The sequence below is a fragment of the Plantactinospora alkalitolerans genome (assembly GCF_015690345.1).
Classification (GTDB): domain Bacteria; phylum Actinomycetota; class Actinomycetes; order Mycobacteriales; family Micromonosporaceae; genus Plantactinospora; species Plantactinospora alkalitolerans.
Map to the genome: position 1 here is coordinate 1 of NZ_JADPUN010000291.1, position 20,563 is coordinate 20,563.

A 20,563-nucleotide genomic window follows, 5' to 3' on the forward strand; every position below is an offset into this window, starting at 1 on the left:
GCCGAACCCATCTCCGACCAGTTCGAGAACAGGCTGAAGTTCATCGAACCCCAGGACGTTCCGTTGTCGTGCGTCGTGGCGTACACCAGATGCCGACCGTTGTACGGCGCGTAGGTGAAGTCCTTCAGCGAGACCCACCCCGACCTCGGAGTCGCCAACTGACCCGTCGACGACCACCGGTACGACGACGGCAGCGAGCACCCACCACCACCCGGCGGCGTCGTCGGCCCCGTGGTGGGGTTGCCCCCGCCGTCGACGCGGACGAGTTGCCACTGCTGGTTGCTGCCGTTCCAGTCGTCGTACTGCACGATGTTGCCGCCGTCGGCGGTCGAGGCGCCCTGCACCTCCATCACCTTGTTGCTGTTGCGATTGATCAACCGGACGTAGCCGCCGTCGGAGTCGGCCAACCGGAACTGCTGGTTGGTCCCGTTGCCGTCGGCCCACTGCACGATGCTGGCACTGTTCGCGGTCGACCGGTTGTAGACGTCCAGCACCTTGCCTGACAGCCGTGACCGCAGCCGGTAGTAGCCACCGCCCGAATCCACGAACTGCCACTGCTGCTGGTTGCCGTTGTTCCGTGCCCACTGAACGATCCGCGCACCGTCGTTCGTGGCCAGGTTGTACACGTCCAGGGCCTTGCCACTGTTGCGGTTGACCAACACGTACCACGCGCTCGTGTCGACCGTCGCCGCTGCGGCAGGCGTCGACACCACCGCCGCAGCGGTACCACCGATCACCACCGCCGTCACGCCAGCGGCGATGACCCGCCACAACCACCCACGCCGCCGCGACGGCGGCGCGCTCGATGGAGGCCTACCAAAGGCAGACATGATCCTCCTCCAATGACCATAAGCCGAACGGTCTGCCCGAAGATGGGCGCACCGCGACGCATGGCCAGGCACATGCGTCGAAATGTTAGCGCTAACAAGACGTCCGTCATGTGCTGGCGCACGCCCGATCCAAGAGCCGACGAAGCAGGCTTGCCCGGTAGCCGCAGGCCTCGTCGTCCTTGACCATCGACTGTGAGCGATAACATGCCGTTCGTCAAGTCGTAACATCCCGGGTCCGCCGGCCGGTGGGCGGACCACCACCCCCGGTGCGACCTGTCCTGCATCGTTCCCCCGCCGGCATCATCCCGCCCACCAGCACAGACCGGGACCGGACCTCCACGAGTGGCAGACTGTTGACGCTAACATCGGCGTCCGCAGATGCGACTTCGCCCGAAGGGCCGGGGGATTTCACCCCCGGCCCTTCCCAGAGGCGTGCGGGAACCTCTCGTCCCAGCCGCCCCGGTGCCCGGTCTCGTGGCCGCGCACCGAGCTGCCAGCGGGCAACTGCGAGCGGTGCTCTCCCTGCTCGTTGTCCGTCAGGCGTTGGGGGTGAGCCGCCAACGGTTGTCCGTACTGCCGTTGTCGGAGTCCTGCACGGCCTGGGCGCCCCAGGCGGTCGACCCGTTCAGGATGCCGAGCAGTTTGCCGCTGTTGACGTTGCGGATCTTGTAGGTGCCGTCGCCGTTGTTCACCAGGGTCCACCTGTGGTCCGCGGTGCCGTTGTCCGACCACTGCAGGACCCGGGCGTTGTCGGCGGTGGACATGTTCTCCACGCCGAGGACCTTGCCACTGTGGACGTTGCGGAACTTGACCGCGTCGCCGTCGGTCACCACGACCCAGTTGTGGTCGGCGGTGCCCGAGTCGCTCCACTGCACCGCGAGCCCGCCGTCGGCGGTGGACATGTTCTGGACACCGAGGACGAGGCCGGTGCCGACGTTGACGAGCCGGTGACTGCCGCCGCCGTTGTTCCCGCCGCTGGTGCTCCAGTAGACGGTGTAGTTGAATCCGTGGGCGTCGTAGAACGGCCCGAGGTTGACCGTGGACCCGTTCGCGGTCGCGGTGAAGGCCAGCGCACTGGTGCTGGTCCGGGTGATCGACGCGGCGTTGAGCGCCGGCGGTGCGGACAGGCTGGTGTTGCCGTAGTTTCCGCACAAAACCGCCGGGCCGTACGTGATCGCGGCGACGTTGGCGTTGTCGTTGGCGGCCTGCGCGATGATCCGCATCGGCAGGCGGACGGTGATCGTGTCGCCCGCCGCCCAGGTACGGGTGACCGTGGCGTAGCTGCCCGGCGTGGTGGCGACGTTCTCCGTCGTGCCGTTGACGGCGATGGTCGCGCCGCTGGTCCAGGCCGGAATCCGCACCCGGATACTCCACGAGCCGCTCATCGTGCCGGACAGGGTCAGCGTGCTGGTGTCACTGACCGGATACGTGGTGCTCTGGGTGACCGTGATGCCACGTTGGGACCAGGTCAGCACCGACGGCACGAACAGGTTCACGGTCAGCGTCGTGTCGTTGTAGAAGTAGATCGAGTCCATCAACTTCGTGTTTATCTCGATGCCGGTGCCCTGGCAGCACCAGAACGAGTTGTAGTCGGTGCTCCAGGTGCCACCACCCCAGGCCGGCCCCACGCCCCGGCGGCCACCCGGCCGGAGCGGGGTGAAGTAGGTGATGTGGCCGTGGCCGTCGGCCGGGTTCTGCCCGCCGATGAGGTGGTTGATCAGAGCCCGCTCGTAGTAGTCGAAGTACGCCACGCGGTTCGGGTCGACCAGCCAGAGCTCGCGGGTCAGCTTGAGCATGTTGTAGGTGTTGCACTGCTCGCAGGTGTCGTTGCTGAGGTACCCGGCGATGGCGTTGGGCGCCCGGAAGTGCTCGGCCTGGCTGTTGCCGCCGATGGCGTAGGTGTGCGCGTTTACGGTGATGTTCCAGGCGTTGGCGGCGATGTCGCGGTAGCGGGTGGTGCCGGTGGCCTTGAACTCCCGGGCGGCGCCCACCCACTTGGGCACCTGCGTGTTCGCGTGCAGCCCGTTGAGTTGGTCCTGGTTGGCGGCCAGCGGGTTGAACACGGAGGCGTGGTCGAAGCGTTGGGCGGCGGTCAGCCAGCGTCCGTCACCGGTCTGCTGGTACACGTCGGTCAGCACCTCGTTCATGCCACCGAACTCGGTGCCGAGCATCGCCTGCATCTGGCTGGAGCTCAGTCGGGCCGTCCGGGTGTCGACCCAGCCGGCCAGCGCCAGCAGTACGGTCCGGGCCTGGGTGTTGCCGGTGTACCGCCAGACGTCGAGCAGCCCGGCCAGGGTCTTGTGGATGCAGTAGTAGGGCACGTTGCCGTTCGACAGCGTCCGTGCCTCGAGCGCGGTGAAGTCGGACTCGGGAAAGCCGGAGAGGTAGCCGGCGGCGAACCCGGCCGCTCCGTTGTTCGCCTGGCACTTGGCCATCTCGGCCACCATGTAGTTCGCCTTGTCCCGGCAGGTGGTGTCGCCGAGCACCGCGTACGCGTGGGACCAGGCGGTCAGGAAGTGCCCCTGCATATGGGTCCGGAACGGAAACGTCGGCGCGTCCCAGCCCCCGTTTGTCGCGGCCCCGTTGGTGGACAGGCGGTGGTTGGCGCGGAAGTTGTAGAGCAGCCGGTCGACATCGACGAAACGCAGGTAGCTCAGGGTCCGGTTCTGGTTGTCCAGCCACCGGCCGGTGGTCAGCCGGACCTGACCCAGGTCGAACGGATACGCCGACACGCCGAGGTCCGGGCGGACCGGAGGAACCACGGCGGCAGCAGCCGGGCGTCCACCGACGAGGGTGGCGCCGGCGGTGCCGGTGGCAGAAAGCGCTGCGGTCGCACCGGCGACCTGCAGCATTCGCCGCCGGCTGATCGGCATGGATGACATCTAGGACCTCCAGGTGGAGCACCAGGGCTGGCGGGGCAGCCGAAGGTGGGACGAACACAAACGCGGGACGGCTCGGAACGAGAGGTGAGCGTTCACATCGCATCCCGATGCTATGGGTAGCACCCGCCGAGATTCAAGACCGTAGCTGTCTTGCTGCTGAGCGGATCCGAATTTGTCCTGCACAGTGGGGATTGTGGACGGATGAGTGGGTCGCGGTTGGGCCACGTTCGGGCCACTGGTCGGTCGGGCACGGCTAGGGGCTGACCGGGTGGATTGTGATCGCTCACATGAACTTAATCCCCCGGCAGCCGCGATCCCCGCCCATGCGGAAGCCTCGACCGTGACCGAGGAAGCCGGACTCGGCCACCGGTCCGGGCGAGAGCCAATTCCCGCCCGTCCGTCGCCTCGCGAGGCCAGACCGCAGTGGTGGTCCATTGGGGTCGGTACCCGGCTCCGACGCCCCCAACTTCAGCCGCACCAGTCATCACACGTTACGTTTCGCACTTGCAACAGTCAATGTGGTCGGGCGTCGGGCGCCGAGGCTCAACCCATCTCGGATATCCGCTCTGAGCTGGAACTACGCGGAGAACCCGCGATCCTCCACGGCGATCGGCAGCAGCGAAGACTCAGAGAGCCTGCCTTGCGGTGAAAAGAGATCTGATGTATCCGATCCGGCGCTTCGGAGGGCTGCTATCGCCACCCGGAAGCGCACCGCCGCGTCGGTACGCGGTCGGTTAGAATCCGCCAACCGGTCAAACCAACACTTACCTCAACGATGGCCCGTCTGCGCGCCGGCCGGCGGTCGACCACCGCAGTCTCGCCGGCTCCGGCCGGAGGTCGAACTACGAGGGTGGCATGTCTCGCACTGACGAAGTGATCAACAGTATCAAGCGGATGATCCTCGAGGGGGTGCTCAAACCCGGCGACCGGCTGCCCGTCGAGAAGGATCTCGCCGAGTCCCTGGGGGTATCGCGCAGCTCCCTGCGCGAGGGGATCTCGGCGTTGTCACTGCTTGGTGTGGTCAACACCCGTCAGGGAGACGGGACGTACATCACGAAACTCGACGTCACCCAGTTGCTGGCACCGCTGGGCTTCGTGGTCGACCTCGAGGGTCGGGGCAACGCACGGCACGTCCATACGATCCGTCGGGTGCTGGAGTGCGAGGCCGCCCGGTTGGCCGCGACCCGGATCACCGACGAGGCACTCCTCCAGGCCCGCGAGTTGCTGGACGAGGCGACCCGGATCGCGGGTGAGGCGCCGCAGTACCACGAACGCATCATCGAGATCGACATCCACTTCCACCGGATCATCGCGGTGCACGGCGGCAACCCGATCCTGGTGGGGCTCATCGACGCGTTCGCCGGACGCACGGTACGCGGCCGGTTGTGGCGAAGCCTGCACGAGGAGGGCGCCGACCGACGTACCCACGAGGAGCATCTGGCGATCTGGAGAGCGCTCGTGGCGCGCGATCCGGAACGGGCGCGGATCCGGATGGCGAACCATCTGGTCGGGGTCGAGGAGTCCCTCTACGCGTTGGCCGACGACGAGCCGCTGTCCGAGCAGGGACCGCACTGACCGACGGTCACCGGCCCACCGGTGCGGCTTCGGAAGGGCCGCCGGCGTCCGGGCTCAACGGTCCTCGGGCAGGCGGGTGCGTAGCCAGTTCTCGGTCGTGGTGATGTGCATCAGGGCGGCCGCTTGGGCCCAGATGGCGTCCCCGGCGGCCAACGCCAGGTAGATCGCCTCGTGTTCGCGCAGTGTGCGTCCGGCGGCGTCGGCGTCGACCAGCCCGCGCCACACCCGGGCCCGCAGGGTCCGGCTGGAGATGCCGTCCAATACCGTCGACAGCGTCTCGTTGCCGGTAGCGGCGACGACCGCGCGGTGGAAGGCAAGATCGTGCTGGTTGAGCAGTTCCACATCGTCAGCGGCCGCGCGCATGGCCTCCAGATGGCCCTTGACCTCGGCGAGCTGCTGCGGCGAGATCCGGGTGGCGGCGAGCCCGGTCGCCGCGGGCTCGAATAGCCGCCGCACCTCGGTGAGTTCCAGCACGGTGTCGCCCTGTAGCAGCTCGACCGCACCGCCGATGCCTTCCAACAGCACCCGCGGTTGCAGGCTGGTGACGAAGGTGCCGTTGCCCCGTCGCACCTCCAGCACCCGGGCCGCCACAAGTGCGCGTACCGCCTCGCGCATGATGTTGCGCCCCACGCCCAGTTCGGAGGCCAGCTGCTGCTCCGGCGGGAGCTTGGAGCCGGGCGGAAGCTCCCCCGACTGGATCAGCTCGCGGAGGCGTGTCATCGCCTTGTCGGTCAGCGACATGTCGTGACCCCTTGCTGGTCTCCCGCAAAGGTCAGCGGGTTTTAGGTGGCCTGCGGAGGCCGCAACCCTAGCAAGGTGATCCCATGTCTGGAGCAAGAGCTTCCGAGGATCCGGATGGGTACTCCATCGCTGCACGCTGAAGTTGCTGGTCACGCCCGTGTTTCCGATCTGTGTCTAGACGCGACTCACCAGGACGGCTATAAAGACATCCCATGCCAGACGGTTCAGTGGGCGACGTGACATCGCGGCGGCGGACGGCAGCGCCGCGGCCGACAGGGTTGGCGAGTGGACGAGGCGGACGGCTATGACCGAGGTGATCAGCGCGGTCGACGCGGTCGACGTCCGTTTTCCCACCTCCCACGAACTCGACGGCTCCGACGCGATGAACCCGGAACCGGACTACTCGGCGGCCTACGTGACCGTGCGCACCAGCACCGGCCAGGAAGGGTTCGGCCTGGCCTTCACCGTCGGACGCGGCAACGACGTCCAGGTGGCCGCGATCCAGGCGCTGGCCCCCCTCGTCATCGGTCTGCCGGTCGCGGACGTCCTCGCCGACCTGCACGGCTTCTCGCAGTTGCTGACCGGCGACAGCCAACTGCGCTGGCTCGGCCCGAACAAGGGCGCCATCCACATGGCCGCCGGAGCCATCGTCAACGCGACCTGGGACCTCTACGCGCGCCGGGAACGCAAGCCGCTGTGGCGCCTGCTGGCCGAGATGTCGCCGCAGCAGCTCGTCAGCCTGATCGACTTCCGGTATCTGCGGGAGGTCCTCACCCCCGAGGAGGCACTGGAGATCCTCCAGCGGGCGCAGCCGGGACGGGCGCAGCGCCAGCAGCGGCTGCTCGACAACGGATACCCGGCCTACACCACCACACCGGGCTGGCTCGGCTACACCGACGACAAACTCGTCCGGCTGTCCAAAGAGGCCGTACGGGACGGCTTCGGCCTGATCAAGCTGAAGGTCGGCGCGGACAACGACGCCGACGTACGGCGGATGGCCCTGGCCCGGGAGGCGGTGGGGCCGGACATCCGGATCGCGGTCGACGCGAATCAGGCGTGGGGAGTCGACCAGGCGGTCACCTGGTTGACGTCCCTCGCACCGTACGACCCGTACTGGATCGAGGAGCCCACCTCGCCGGACGACATTCTCGGCCACGCCGCGATCCGCAGAGCGGTCGCACCGATCAAGGTCGCCACCGGCGAGCACTGCCACAACCAGGTCATGTTCAAACAGCTGTTGCAGGCCGAGGCCATCGACGTCCTGCAACTCGACGCCACCCGCGTCGCCGGAGTGAACGAGAACGTCGCGATCCTGCTGCTCGCCGCCAAGTTCGGCGTGCCGGTCTGCCCGCACGCCGGCGGCGTCGGCCTGTGCGAGATGGTCCAGCACCTGGCGATGTTCGACTACGTCGCGGTCAGCGGCAGCACCGACGATCGCATGATCGAGTACGTCGACCATCTCCATCAGCACTTCGTCGATCCCGTTGTCATCCGGAACGGCCACTATGCGGCACCACGGGCCCCGGGCATCGGTGCGCGGATGCATCCCGAGTCGGTCGCCGCATACCGCTTCTCGACCGGCCCGCAGTCGACCTCCGCACGCTGGCCGGTCGGCCAGTGAACAGATCGGCGACGGGTGGCCGTGCCGTGGGCTGGCCTCTCGGCCAGCCCACGGCAAGCACCCTCAACCTCACGTCCGGGCATTTCTCAGACAGGAGCCGTGATGAACCGTAGACCCATCGCCGCGACCGCGGCCGTTGCCATGTCCGTCGCACTGCTGACCGGCTGCGCCGGCAGCGACAACTCCCCCGGTGACGGCGGTAGCACGACTCCGGTGGTCGGCGTCGACTATCCGCGGTCGGACACCGACTTCTGGAACTCCTACATCAAGTACACCCCGCAGTTCGCCACCGAACTGGGGCTGGACCTGAAGACGACCAACTCCCAGAACGACGTGGCGAAGCTGACCTCCAACGTGCAGTCGTTCATCAGCCAGGGCGTCAAGGGCATCGCCATGGCGCCGCAGGACACCGCCGCGATCGCCCCGGCCCTGCAGACCCTGGCCACCAAGAAGATCCCGGTCGTGACCATCGACACCCGCCCCGACCAGGGCAAGGTGTTCATGGTCGTACGCGCCGACAACCGCGCCTACGGCGAGAAGGCGTGCCAGTTCCTCGGTACGAAGCTGGGCGGCGCAGGCAAGGTCGTCATGCTCCAGGGTGACCTGGCCTCCGTCAACGGCCGGGACCGTACCGAGGCGTTCAGCGAGTGCATGAAGAAGAACTACCCGGGCATCAAGGTCTTCGGTGAGGCGACGAACTGGGACGGCGCTCTCGCGTCGCAGAAGCTGCAGATCCGGCTCACCGAGCACCCGGACATCAAGGGCGTCTACATGCAGTCCAGCTTCGCCCTGGCCGGGACGCTTCAGTTGCTGAAGCAGCGCGGCCTGCTCACCGCGCCGACCGACCCGAAGCACGTCTTCGTGGTCTCCAACGACGGCATCCCGAAGGAGCTGCAGGACATCGGCGCCGGCAACATCGACGCCACCGTCTCCCAGCCCGCCGACCTCTACGCCAAGTACGCGCTGCACTATCTCAAGGCGGCCATCGACGGCAAGACGTTCCAGCCGGGCCCGACCGACCACGACAGCACGATCATCCAGGTACGCGACGGGGTGCTCGAGGACCAGCTCTCCGCACCGCTGGTGACCCTCGACGGCGGAACCTACGGCGGCGTACCGAGCCTCAAGCCCGATGACAAGTCCCTCTGGGGCAACAACATCGGCTGACCAGCCGCGGAGGAGAACACCGGCACATGAGCGGCAACGGGAAGTCGTCGACGCGCCCGCCATCCGCCCCGGACGACGGGCGGGCCCCAGCGGGCCCGCCCGTGGCGGAGGCTACCGACATCACCAAGCGGTACGGGTCGACCGTGGCCCTCGACCATGCGCGGATCACCGTACGCAGTGGCGAGACACACGCCCTGGTCGGCCGGAACGGGGCTGGCAAATCCACCCTCGTCTCGATCCTGACCGGTCTGCAGCCCGCCGACTCCGGAGAGATCAGGTTTTCCGGGCAACCGGCACCACGGCCGTCCGACCGCGACGCCTGGCGGCAGCAGGTCGCCTGCGTCTACCAGAAGTCGACAATCATCCCCCAGTTGACCGTGGCCGAGAACCTGCTGATCAACCGGTACGACCGGGGCCGCAGCGGGCTGATCGACTGGCGAACGCTCCGCCGCCGGGCGCGGGACCTGCTGGCCGTCTGGTCCGTCGACGTGGACGTCGACGCCAGAGCCATGGACCTCAGCGTCGAGCAGCGCCAGTTCGTGGAGATCGCCCGGGCCCTGTCGTTCGGCGCCCGGTTCATCATCCTCGACGAGCCCACCGCCCAGTTGGACGCCGCCGCGATCGACCGCCTCTTCGACCGCGTCCGCGACCTGCAGAACCAGGGCGTCACCTTTCTGTACATCAGCCACCACCTACAGGAGATCTACGAGATCTGCGACATGGTGACGGTCTTCCGCGACGCCCGGCACATCGTCACCGCCCCGGTCGCCGAGTTGCCACGCAGTGAGCTGGTCGCGGCGATGACCGGCGACGCCACCGCACTCGAGGCCCCGCGCTCCCGGACGGCGCCGGCCGGGAGCGCCGACGTGGTCCTCGACGTGGCCGCACTGACCCTCGACGGGATGTTCCAGGACGTGTCGTTCCAGGTGAGGTCCGGCGAGGTCGTCGGCCTCGCCGGCTCGGGCGGCAGCGGCCGCACCGAGGTGGCCGAGACAATTGTCGGGCTCCGCGCGCCGCACGCCGGAACCGTCACGGTCGACGGCCGGCACCCCCGAGCGGGCAGCGTCAGCGCCGCCCTGGCCGGCGGCGTGGGGTTCGTGCCCCAGGACCGCCACCACCAGGGCCTGGTCACCGGCATGTCGATCGCCGACAACGCCACGATGACCATCCCGGAGCGGCTCGGGTCGGCCGGCTTCCTCAGCACCCGCCGACGCGACGCCATCGCGAACACCCTGATCGACGAGCTGGCCATCAAGACGCCCGGACCGGACCTGCCCGTCTCCGGACTCTCCGGCGGCAACCAGCAGAAGGTCGTCATGGCACGCGCCCTCGCCAACGACCCCCGGGTGCTCGTCCTCATCACGCCCACGGCGGGCGTGGACGTACGGTCCAAAGAGTTTCTCCTCGACAAGGTCGACGAGGTCGCCGGCACCGGCACCGGTGTCGTCGTCGCCTCCGACGAACTCGACGACCTGCGGATCTGTGATCGCGTCCTGGTGATGTTCCAGGGCCGCATCGTCGCCGACATGCCCAGCGGCTGGAGTGACCACGACATCGTGGCCGCCATGGAAGGACTGACCGTCGATGCCTGAGAGCCTGACCGCGGCTGACACAGCCACCGACGGCCCTGCCGTCACCGCCGGCCGCACGCCCCGACGTCCCGTCGGCAAGCTGGCGATCGCCCGGCTACGAGACCTCGCGCTGGTACCGGCGATCGTGCTCATCGCCGTTGTCGGGCAGATCATCAACCCGGTCTTCCTCAAGCCCGACAACTTGATCAACATTGTGCAGACCATGTCGGAGATCGCGCTGCTCGTCCTGGCCCAGACGATCGTCCTCGTCGCCGGCAAGATGGACCTGTCGCTGGAATCCACCTTCGGCCTCGCCCCCGGCGTGGCAGCATGGCTGACCGTCGCCGTCGGCACCGGTCACGGCATCGGGCTCGTACCCGGCGCCTGGAGCATCCCGGTCACCCTGGTGGTCGGCGCGCTCATCGGCATCGCCAACGCCGCGCTGATCGTCCGGTTCGGCCTACACGGCTTCATCGTCACCCTCGGGATGCTCATCGTCCTGCGCGGCCTGCTCACCGGCATCTCCGGCGGGCAGACGTTCTTCAACCTCCCCGAGTCGATGATGTACCTCGGCAACGCCGTCTGGATCGGCATTCCGGCATCCATCTGGCTCTGCGTCGCGCTGTTCGCGGCCGGGATCATCCTGCTCGGCTACACCGGCTTCGGACGATCCCTCTACGCCATCGGCGGCAACGTCGACGCCGCCAAGGCGGCCGGCATCCGCACCGACCGCGTACTCTGGATCGCCCTCATCGGTGCCAGCGTCCTGGCGGCCCTGGGCGGCCTCATGCTCTCCGGTCGCCTCGCCTCGGTCGCCGCCTCACAGGGCAACGGCGCCATCTTCACCGTCTTCGCCGCGGCGGTCATCGGGGGCGTCAGTCTGAACGGCGGCAAGGGCACGATGTTCGGCGCGTTCACCGGTATCCTGCTGCTCTTCATGATCCAGAACGTGCTGACACTCGCCGGGGTTCCGGCGCAGTGGATCGGCGCGCTGAACGGCGCCATCATCCTCATCGCGCTCGTCGTGTCCCGGATCACCGGGGGCCGGGCGCAGGAGTAGCCGGCTCCGAACCGCGCCGGAGCCGGGTGCCTCCGGCGTCCGCCCGGCGCAACGGACGCGAAGAGATCACCGGCCGGCGGGCCGGCGTGACCGCCGGCCGGTGATCCTTCCCACCGGGCGGGCCCGGTACTTCGGCCCGCCCGGTCGTACGAACTCGGTCAGGAGGTCGTGACCGAGTGGAAACCGGTGTTGAACTGGCCCGTCCCCCGCTCCATCCGGACCGTCCCCGTCAGGGAGTGGTCAGGTCGAAGCGGCTGACGGTCACGGATCCGCCGAGGGCCGCCGTGGCGTAGTTGAAGATTCCGAACCGGTAGCCCATGAAGAACTGCCAGGCGTTGTTCAAGGTGAAGCCGGGGCCCAGATTGGTGAAGTTGACCCCGTCGGTGCTGTAGGAGAAACGGGCCTGCCGACCCGACCCGGGTCTGACGTCCGCATTGACCCGCAACCAGATCCGGCCGCCGGACACCGCCGCACCGGCCTGTTCGCTGCCGGTACCGGTGGTCTGCCAGCTCGAGTTCATGGTCAGGTTGTTGGTCATCACCACCCGGGTCGTGCCGTTGTCGCGTCGAACGCCGATCCACGCCGACGAATCGCGCAACATCGCGAGCCCGGCCCGGTCGCCGTTGGCCATCCCCGAGTAGTTCAGCTCGATGGTCGCTGTCGAGGACGGGCCCTGGATGCGGTGGGTCAGCGTGTTGCGGGCGTTGTACAGGTCGTTGGTGACGGTCGCGGTCTGCAGGCGCAGCCCGTCGTTGACCGACCACCGGCTGTTGTCCGGCACGTGGTTCCACTCGTACTGCGGGCCGAGGGTGGTGCCGGCGAACGTGTCGACGCCGGTGAGCGGCTTCACCGCGCGCGGCGGCGGCGGCAGGTTCGGCTTCGGGTACGAGGCGCCCCACGCGCCGTTCACCGTCTGCAACACGGGCCAGCCGTCCGAGCTCCAGGTGATCGGCGCGAGGGCGGGAACCCGGCCACCGGGGTACGCGTCGACGAACGACATGTAGTACCAGTCGCCGTTCTGGGTCTGCACCAGCCCGCCCTGGTGGGGTACGCCACCGCCGGAGATCGGACCCGGCAGGTTGAGCAGCACCTGCCGCATCTCGTACGGCCCGAACGGGTTGCTCGCCTTCAGGACGTACTGCCCGTTGGCGGGGCGGGTGAGCCAGATGTAGTAGCTGCCGTTGCGCTTGTAGAAGCGGGCACCCTCCAGCGTGCCGACGCTGGACGGGGTCTGGAACACCTGCTGCGCCCGGACCTGACTGAGCCCGTCGGCGGAGAGCTGGGCGACGCTGATGGTGCTGTTGCCGTACGCCACGTACATGGTGTCGTTGTCGTCGACGAGCAGCCCGGCGTCGTAGTAGCAGTTGTTGATGCGCGAGCGCTTCTGCCAGGGGCCTTCGACGGTGGTGGCGGTGTAGACGTAGGTGCGGTTGAACTCGGTGCAGCCGATCCAGTAGTAGGTGCTGTTGCTCCGCCGGTAGTTGAGCGTCGACGCCCAGATGCCCTTGACGTAGGCGCGCCCGCCGGACAGGTTGTAGGCGCTGTTCTCGAAATCCGCCAGGCTGGGCACGGAGTGGCCGGCGAACTCCCAGTTGACCAGGTCGTAGGAGCGCAGGATCGGTGCGCCCGGCGAGTAGTGCATGGTCGACGCCGACATGTAGTACGCGTTGTCGACCCGGATGATGTCGACATCGGCGAAGTCCTGCCAGACCACCGGGTTGCTGAACGACGACGGCCCCGAGGTGGGCGTCGGCGTCGGGGTGGGCGTCGGCGTCGACGTGGGGGGTGGTGTCGACGTGGGCGTCGTGGTGGGCGACGTGGACGGGACGGTGCCCGAGCACGTGGTGCCGTTGAGGGCGAAGCTGGCCGGTACCGGATTGTTGCTGCCGCTCGTCGATCCGTTGAAGCCGAAGCTCACGCCGCCGTTGGTCGGGATGCTGCCGTTCCAAGTGGCGTTCGTCACGGTCACGTCGGCGCCCGACTGGGTGAAGCTGCCGCTCCAGAGCTGGGTGATCGTCTGCCCGGCCCCGAATGACCAGGTCAGTCGCCAACCATTCACCGGGTCGCCGAGATTGTCGATGTTGACGCTGGCGCCGAAACCGGTCGGCCACTGGTTGGTGATCGTATAGGTCACCCGGCAGCCGGCGGCGGCCTGCGCGGACGCCACGGTCAGGCCGACCGCGACGAGCGTCGCCGCCGCTGCGGCGGCCACCATCGATCGGGTACGTGTCAGGGACATGCCACTCTCCGTTCCACCGTCCGGCGGACGGCGCTCGCGTAACGCTCGCGGCTCGGCTCAACCAGCGGCCGTTGGCCACCGGTTCGGGCGCGGCCTCAGGCGGTGGTGCAGGCCGCTCCGTTCAGGGTGAAGGCGGTCGGTTTGGCGTTGCTGCCGGCCCAGTTGGCGATGAATCCGAAGCTCGTGGCGCCGCCGGGGCTGATTGATCCGTTCCACGACACGTTGGTCGCGGTGACCTGCGAGCCGCTCTGGGTGTAGCTCGCACTCCACGCCTGGTTCAGTTGCTGGCCGTTGGCGAAGGACCAGCGCAGGCTCCAGCCGTTGACGGGTGCGGTGCCGGTGTTGCGGATCGTCACGTCGCCCTGGAAGCCGTCGGGCCACTGGCCCGTGATCGCGTAGGTGACCTGGCAGGAGCCGGGCGCCGTGGTCGGGCCGGTCGTGGGCGTCGCGGTCGGACCCGCGGTGGGCGTCGCGGTCGGTCCGGCGGTGGGCGTCGCGGTCGGACCTGCGGTGGGCGTGGCCGTGGGGGTACCGGGCCCGCCGCTGACCCGGAAGACGACCGTGCCGTGACCGGGCACGCTCGCGGAGATGTTGCCGGAGGTGCTGCTCGTCGCGTTGGTCCACGCGTCGAGCAGGGTGAACGAACTTCCGGACAGGCCGATCGCGGTGGCGCTGGTGCTGATGGTGGTCGCGCCGGCGCCCTGGTTGAACAGCGCGACGGCGACGTCTCCGTTGGCCAGCCGCTTGGCGAGCACGCGACGGGTTCCGTCGAAGGAGACCTGGGAGGCCTGTAGGCCGAGAGTGTCCTGGCTGATCGCGATGAGGTTCTGGTTCTTCAGGATCGTCTGGGTGGCCGCGTTCATGTTCCGCAGGTCGTTTCCGGCGATCAGCGGCGACGCCAGGATGGCCCACAGCGCGAAGTGGCTGCGCATCTCGGTGTCGGTCATGCCGCCCCGACCGACCTCCATCATGTCCATGTCGTTGAACGAGCCGGGCCGCGCGTAGCCGACCAGCGGCACCGTGACGTCGACGATGTTCTGGATCCCCATGGGGTAGCCGTTGGTCTGGCCGCTGTTCCAGGTATTGGTGATGTCCTCGGTGGTGCGCCACATGTTGGACACGTCGCCCCAGTTGCGTTGCGGGCCGGTCTTGGAGTGGATGCTGTTCGAGTTGATGCTGTAGAGGATCGGACGGCCGGCGGCGGCCAGGGCGTCGCGCATCCTCGCGAAGGTGCGTACCTGGTCGTCGATGCTGCCGCTGGGGGAACACCAGTCGTACTTGAGGTAGTCGACGCCCCAGGCCGCGAACTGGCGCGCGTCCTGGGTCTCGTGGCCCTGGCTGCCGGTCGCGCCGGGGTAGGAGCCGAAGTACTGCGCACAGGTCCGGTCCAGCGGCGCCTGGTAGATGCCGAACTTCAGGCCTCGGGCGTGGATGTAGTCTCCGAGGGCCTTCATTCCGCTGGGGAACCGGCTCGGGTCGCCTTGCAGATTTCCGGCGGAGTCGCGGTTGGGGTTCATCCAGCAGTCGTCGACGACGACGTACTGGTAGCCGGCGTCGCGCATCCCGGAGCTGACCATCGCGTCCGTCATCTGCCGGATGAGGGTTTCGTTGATGTTGCAGCCGAACGTGTTCCAGCTGTTCCAGCCCATCGCCGGGGTGCGTCCGACACCGTTTTCGAGCGCCTGCGCGTCGGATGTCGGCAGCATGGTCGCGGCCCCCGCCGTCACCAGCAGCCCGGCCGCCAACGCGATCGCCATCCGGCGGCCGCGAACGAGACGTCTCATCGGTTTCGATCCTCTCCAGGAGGGTGCCGTCGCCCGCCGCTGGGCGGCGAGCATCCGGCGAGGGTGGTGGCCGGCGCGGCACGCCTCCGCAGCTGGGAAGGCCGAGGGGGCGACGCGGAGGCGCGCCACGTCCGGTCAGGTCGTCGTGCAGGTGATATCGGTCGGTGAGTTGTTGACACTGTTCGCGGTGGCGATGAATCCGAAGGTGGTGGAGCCGCCGGCGGGGAGCGCTCCGTTGTAGGTCGCGTTGGTCACCGTCACGTTCGCTCCGCTCTGCGTGTACGAGCCGCTCCACATCTGGTTGATCACCTGCCCGCTGGGGAACGTCCAGGACACGGTCCAACCCTGGATCGGCGACGATCCGGCGGTCACCGTCACCGCGCCCTGGAAGCCGCCCGCCCACGAGCCGGTCACCGCGTACGACGCACGGGCCCCGGACGGCGCGGGCGGACTGGTGGGACTCGACGTCGGGGAGACCGGGGCGGTCGGGCTCACCGACGCCGTGGGACCGAGGGTCGGCGATGGTGTCGCACCGGGCCGGACCGCACGGTAGCTGTGACCGGCCTGGACGTTGAACTGGACGACGTCGGACTCGGGCCGCGTGGCGGAGGGCGTGGCGCCGTCGGTGACGTCGACCAGGGTGTAGCTGCCGGTGAACAGTCGGGCACGTAGCCTGACGGTGCCGTCGCGGTCGGCCCGGAGAAGGAACTCGTCGGCCTGACCGCTGGTCCACGCCATGCCGACGGTGTATCCGCCCCGACCCCGCAGGCCCGCGACCTGTCCGGTGGGCCAGGCGGTCGGCAGTGCCGGCAGCAGGTGGAGTTCACCGTTGTGGCTCTGCAGCAGCATCTCGGCGATGCCGGAGGTGGCGCCGAAGTTGCCGTCGATCTGGAACGGCGGGTGGAGATCGAACATGTTCGGCGCGAGCCGGTCCGTCCGTACGAGGTCGCGGAGGAGCTTGTGCGCGCGGGCGTTGTCCTCCAGCCGGGCCCAGTAGTTGATTTTCCAGGCGAGTGACCAGCCGGTCCCGTCGTCACCGCGCAGCTCCAGCGTCCGGCGGGCGGCCTCGTACAGCTGGGGGGTTCCACGCCTGGTGATCTGGTTGCTGGGATGCAGCCCGTACAGGTGGGAGACGTGCCGGTGGTAGCGCTCGGTCTCGACCCAGTCGGCCAGCCATTCCTGGATGTTGCCGCGGGAGCCGACGCGCGTCGGTGGCAGGCGGTCCCTGGCCGTGCGGACCTGGGTTCGGAAGGTGGCGTCCACACCGAGCACCTCGCTCGCCCGGGCGCAGCCCTCGAACAGGTCGCGGAGGATCTGGTTGTCCATGGTGGGGCCCGCGCACACGCTGGCGTCGGTGTGGTGGGCGAGTTCCGGGGAGTTCGACGGATTGGTGACCAGGTATCCGAGCGTCGGGTGGGTGACCAGGGTGTCGAGGAAGAACTGGGCGGCGCCCTTCATCGCCGGGTAGTTCGACCGGAGGAATCCGACGTCACCGGTGAACAGGTAGTGCTCCCAGATCAGGGTGGACAGCCAGGCGCCGCCGGTCTGCCACATGCCCCAGAACGCGCCGTCGACCACCGACGAGCCCCGCCAGCCGTCGGTGTTGTGGTGCGTGACCCAACCGCCGGCGCCGTACTGCACCTGGGCGGTGCGGGCGCCGCTGACGGCCAGCTCCTTGATCATCTCAAAGACCGGCAGGAAGCACTCGGGGAGGTTGGTCGTGTCGGCGGGCCAGTAGTTCATCGGAAGGTTGGCGTTGATGGTGTATTTCGAGTCCCACGAGGGCGCCATCTGGTCGTTCCAGATGCCCTGGAGGTTCGCCGGCTGGGTGCCGGGCCGCGAGGAGGAGATCAGCAGGTACCGCCCGAACTGGAACAGCAGCGCGGAGAACTGCGGGTCGTTCGCGCTCGCGTGCTGCGCGATCCGGACGTCGGTCGGCTGGTCGGCCGCCGACGTGCGGCCCAGACTGATCGTGACGCGGTTGAAGAGCGCCTGGTAGTCGGCCAGGTGCCGGCTCCGCAGTTGGTCGTGGTTGACGTTTCGGGCGGCGTTGAGGCGGGTGCGCGCGATGCCCTGGTAGTCGCCGTTGACGGTGCGGTAGTTGACGTAGCTGGACCCGATCGAGACCAGCAGCGTGACGCTGGTGGCCCCGGACACCCGCAGCGTGCCGCCGGAACTGCTGACGGTGCCGCCGGTGGCGGTGGCGTTGGCCAGGGCGAGGAACCGGACCGAGCCGTTGATGCCCTCCATGTTGCCGGAGATGCCGTCGATGGCGATCGTCGTGGCGTCCGGGCTGGAGGCGGTCGTTCGTTGTGGGCTGTCGAACGTGGCACTGAAGGTGATCGAGTTGGCGCGGTCGGCGGTCAGCCGGATCACGATCACCTGGTCCGGTGCGCTGGCGAAGACCTCGCGCTGGTGCCGCACGCCGTTCAACACGTAGGTGGTGGTGACGGTGGCGGTGGTGAGGTCGAGCGTCCGGTTGTACTGCGACGACCCGCTGGCGGAGCCGAAGGCGAGTCGGAGGTTGCCGACCGGCTGGTAGGCGAGTTGTCCGCCCGGGCTGCCCATCATCGTCTGGTTGATCAGATCCTGGGCCTGGCTCCACTGGTCGGCGAAGACCCGCCGCCGGATCTCCGCCAGGTTGGCTGCGCCTCGGGTGTTGGCGGAGTCGTACGGGCCGCCGGCCCAGATCGTGTCCTCGTTGAGCTGCAACCGCTCGGTGTCGACGTTTCCGAACACCATGGCGCCGAGGCGCCCGTTGCCGATCGGCAGTGCCCGGAGCCAGTCGGTGCCGGCCGCTTCGTCGTACCAGAGTGCGAGGTCGTTGGCCGCCAGCACCTGCGGGGGCGCGACGGAGCCGGCCCGGGCGACGGCGGTCCATCCCGCCGGCAGCAACGCCGCTCCGGCACCCGCCGCCCCCGCTCGGAGCAGCTTCCTTCGTGTCACTTCAGACATGATGATCTCTCCAGGTCGCGCGGATCAGGGCTGGTGCGAGTGGGGGTGCCGATCCCGGGATGGTGCGCCCGGCCCGACGTGACGCAACCCCTTCTGCCCTGCACACCGGCACACATGTAGGTACGGCTCCACGGCCGTCCGGCCCGCTCTCGCCGGGCAGCCCTGCCCAAGGTCGCCCGGTGGCACGGCGCCGGCCCGGTCACCATGCCTGTCATCGACGGTTATCGCTGTCACCGTATGGCGATCATCTGATGAATGTCAATATCTGGCGCAACGGCTTTCGGTCCTTTCTGGGGCTATTTTCGGAAAAGGTCCATCGGTTGCCCAAATTGATAGGATGACTATCGACACCCACTCCTCGGTGTCGCCCGGTCGCCGGACATCGCTCGCGACACTCTGGTCGGGACGCATCTTCAGGACGTGATGCGGAAGGTCGCGTCCTGCCGGTCCGCCTCGCTCGAACTCGCGTTCAGCGGATCGATCCGCAGCAGATAGTTGGCGTGCCGCAGGTGGCGGTCCGGGAAGTTGAACGAGCGGAACGAGGTCCACGCCGGGTCCGCCAGTCCGGCCGTGGGATAGAAGGTGGCGTCCGCCCGATACGTCGACGAACCGTCGTCGGGGTCAAGCCGCAGCGCGTAGGCGTAATGCCGTACGAAGTAGTCGGGCAAATTCGAGAACTTCAGGCGTACCCAGCTCGGCGTACCCCACCGGGAGACGAGTCCGCCGTCGGTGGTAGCGCCCGTGTTCGCCGCCCAGGCCGTACCGGGCAGGCCCACCACCGACACGGCGGACAGCCCGCCCGAGGCCGCAGCGGCCTTGAGAAGTGCTCGTCGGGTGACAACCACGATGCTGACCTTTCTGAGCCGACTGCGGATGCTGGCGACGACGGGCGGACGACGGTGGCGGAACCGGCTCAGTTGTCCTTGTGGGACGGGGCCCGCCGTTCCGCCAAGGCTCGGAGGCGCCGGCTGCGCGTCGCCATGGGGCGCCCGGCCCGGCCCGGCCCGGCCCGGCCCGGCGACCGGCGAGCGAGCAGCGGAAGGTCCATGTGAGCGCTAACACCGATGCCGGGCGGCTGCCGAGATCAGACGTCCACACGAAGGAATGCCGAACCGGCTCACCCGGGCACCCCCCGGACGGCTGACCACCATGCCCAGATGGACTGTGGACGATGACAGTGACGCTCGTCAAGATGTGTCGGCAATGTTTCGCGAAAGTCCTGACTCGATCCAGCATCGACGCGGCTGTCGAGACAAGATCGTGTGCTGCCCTCTGAAACGCCCATAACTGGCGGACGGGACGGCTTCCGGGCCACGTGTCCGATCGATGGCGCCACCGGCGAGGCGCCGGACCATCCAGCCAGACGCCTCGCGTTGACCAGCAGGTTCGGCACCCGTACGACGGCTACCCGTTCTCGCCGGGACACCCGGACCGCAGCCCGAAAAAGATCCCGGCCCGCCCGGGGCCAGCCGACCCGCCACGTGGCCGGCGTCGCCGCGCACCTCGTCCGCACATCGGGATCCTTGAATATGAAGGCGCCCCGCCGTAACATGACCGTGGGCGAATTGTTATCGCTAACATTCGTGGCGAGGCTTCGATAGCGGATCCGGCGGCGCACCACCGGCCGACCGCACCCGGCGGGATCAGGAGAAGTTTTGTGAGAAGACTCAGAGTGGCCAATGCCGCCTTGGTATCGGCCGGCGCCGTCCTGCTGGCATCGACCGCGGTCGCCGTGGCGCTCCCCGCCGGGGCCGCCGCCGCCGGCTGTTCGGTGAACTACACGGTGTCGTCACAGTGGCAGGGTGGCTTCGGCGCCAACGTCACCATCACCAATCTCGGTGACGCGCTGACCAGCTGGACACTGACCTGGTCCTACAGCGCCGGCCAGACCGTGACACAGGCCTGGAACACGACGCTGACCCAGAGCGGTGCCGCGGTCACCGCCAGGAACGTCAGTTACAACGGAGCCATCGCGACCAACGGAACGGTCTCGTTCGGCTTCAACGGCTCGTGGACCGGCAGCAACCCCGCTCCGACCAGTTTCGCGGTGAACGGGGTGGCCTGTACCGGCGACCCGGTGCCGACCACCACACCCACCACGACCCCGACCACCGCTCCCCCGACCACCACGCCCACCA

Annotated in this window: 13 protein-coding genes; 6 read left to right on the top strand and 7 right to left on the bottom strand. The window is 68.3% G+C overall.

Annotation, left to right across the window (positions count from 1 at the left end):
* Both I0C86_RS33235 and I0C86_RS33240 read right to left on the bottom strand, forming a co-directional pair.
* A partial coding sequence (locus I0C86_RS33235; protein ID WP_196205265.1) for a non-reducing end alpha-L-arabinofuranosidase family hydrolase occupies nt 1-830 on the bottom strand: 830 nt, incomplete at its 3' end.
* Nucleotides 831-1,366: 536 nt separating this feature from the next.
* A complete protein-coding gene (locus I0C86_RS33240; protein ID WP_196205266.1) occupies nt 1,367-3,712 on the bottom strand; it encodes a beta-L-arabinofuranosidase domain-containing protein in 2,346 nt (781 codons plus the stop codon).
* An 855-nt stretch (nt 3,713-4,567) separates the two neighbouring features.
* On the opposite strand from I0C86_RS33240, the gene I0C86_RS33245 reads away from it, so the two are divergent.
* Nucleotides 4,568-5,287 (top strand): FadR/GntR family transcriptional regulator, encoded by a 720-nt coding sequence (locus I0C86_RS33245; RefSeq protein WP_196205267.1) that lies wholly within the window; start codon nt 4,568-4,570, stop codon nt 5,285-5,287.
* Nucleotides 5,288-5,341: 54 nt separating this feature from the next.
* Here I0C86_RS33245 and I0C86_RS33250 read toward each other — a convergent pair whose 3' ends face one another.
* On the bottom strand, nt 5,342-6,028 hold the full coding sequence (locus I0C86_RS33250) for a FadR/GntR family transcriptional regulator (protein ID WP_196205268.1): 687 nt from the start codon (nt 6,026-6,028) through the stop codon (nt 5,342-5,344).
* Between the two features lie 304 nt (nt 6,029-6,332).
* On the opposite strand from I0C86_RS33250, the gene I0C86_RS33255 reads away from it, so the two are divergent.
* The 4 genes from I0C86_RS33255 (at nt 6,333) to I0C86_RS33270 (ending at nt 11,447) form a co-directional block, all read left to right on the top strand.
* A complete protein-coding gene (locus I0C86_RS33255) occupies nt 6,333-7,649 on the top strand; it encodes an enolase C-terminal domain-like protein (RefSeq protein WP_196205269.1) in 1,317 nt (438 codons plus the stop codon).
* Between the two features lie 102 nt (nt 7,650-7,751).
* Nucleotides 7,752-8,816, top strand: a complete 1,065-nt coding sequence (locus tag I0C86_RS33260; RefSeq protein ID WP_196205270.1) for a sugar ABC transporter substrate-binding protein — start codon at nt 7,752-7,754, stop codon at nt 8,814-8,816.
* A 26-nt stretch (nt 8,817-8,842) separates the two neighbouring features.
* Nucleotides 8,843-10,408, top strand: a complete 1,566-nt coding sequence (locus tag I0C86_RS33265) for a sugar ABC transporter ATP-binding protein (protein WP_196205271.1) — start codon at nt 8,843-8,845, stop codon at nt 10,406-10,408.
* A complete protein-coding gene (locus tag I0C86_RS33270; RefSeq protein ID WP_196205272.1) occupies nt 10,401-11,447 on the top strand; it encodes an ABC transporter permease in 1,047 nt (348 codons plus the stop codon). Before I0C86_RS33265 ends, I0C86_RS33270 begins: the two co-directional genes overlap by 8 nt.
* A gap of 229 nt (nt 11,448-11,676) precedes the next feature.
* Here I0C86_RS33270 and I0C86_RS33275 read toward each other — a convergent pair whose 3' ends face one another.
* From I0C86_RS33275 to I0C86_RS45235, 4 genes are all read right to left on the bottom strand, one after another.
* Nucleotides 11,677-13,686 carry a family 43 glycosylhydrolase gene (locus tag I0C86_RS33275; RefSeq protein WP_196205273.1) on the bottom strand — a complete coding sequence of 670 codons (2,010 nt, stop codon included), beginning with the start codon at nt 13,684-13,686 and terminating at the stop codon, nt 11,677-11,679.
* 95 nt (nt 13,687-13,781) lie between these two features.
* A complete protein-coding gene (locus I0C86_RS33280) occupies nt 13,782-15,470 on the bottom strand; it encodes a cellulose binding domain-containing protein (protein ID WP_196205274.1) in 1,689 nt (562 codons plus the stop codon).
* Between the two features lie 135 nt (nt 15,471-15,605).
* Nucleotides 15,606-18,425 carry a glycosyl hydrolase family 95 catalytic domain-containing protein gene (locus I0C86_RS33285; RefSeq protein WP_196205275.1) on the bottom strand — a complete coding sequence of 940 codons (2,820 nt, stop codon included), beginning with the start codon at nt 18,423-18,425 and terminating at the stop codon, nt 15,606-15,608.
* 413 nt (nt 18,426-18,838) lie between these two features.
* The gene (locus I0C86_RS45235; RefSeq protein ID WP_323373991.1) at nt 18,839-19,270 is read right to left on the bottom strand and encodes an AbfB domain-containing protein; all 432 of its coding nucleotides are present in this window, start codon (nt 19,268-19,270) and stop codon (nt 18,839-18,841) included.
* Nucleotides 19,271-20,082: 812 nt separating this feature from the next.
* On the opposite strand from I0C86_RS45235, the gene I0C86_RS33295 reads away from it, so the two are divergent.
* The coding region (locus tag I0C86_RS33295) for a cellulose-binding domain-containing protein (protein WP_196205276.1) at nt 20,083-20,563 on the top strand (481 nt) is incomplete at its 3' end.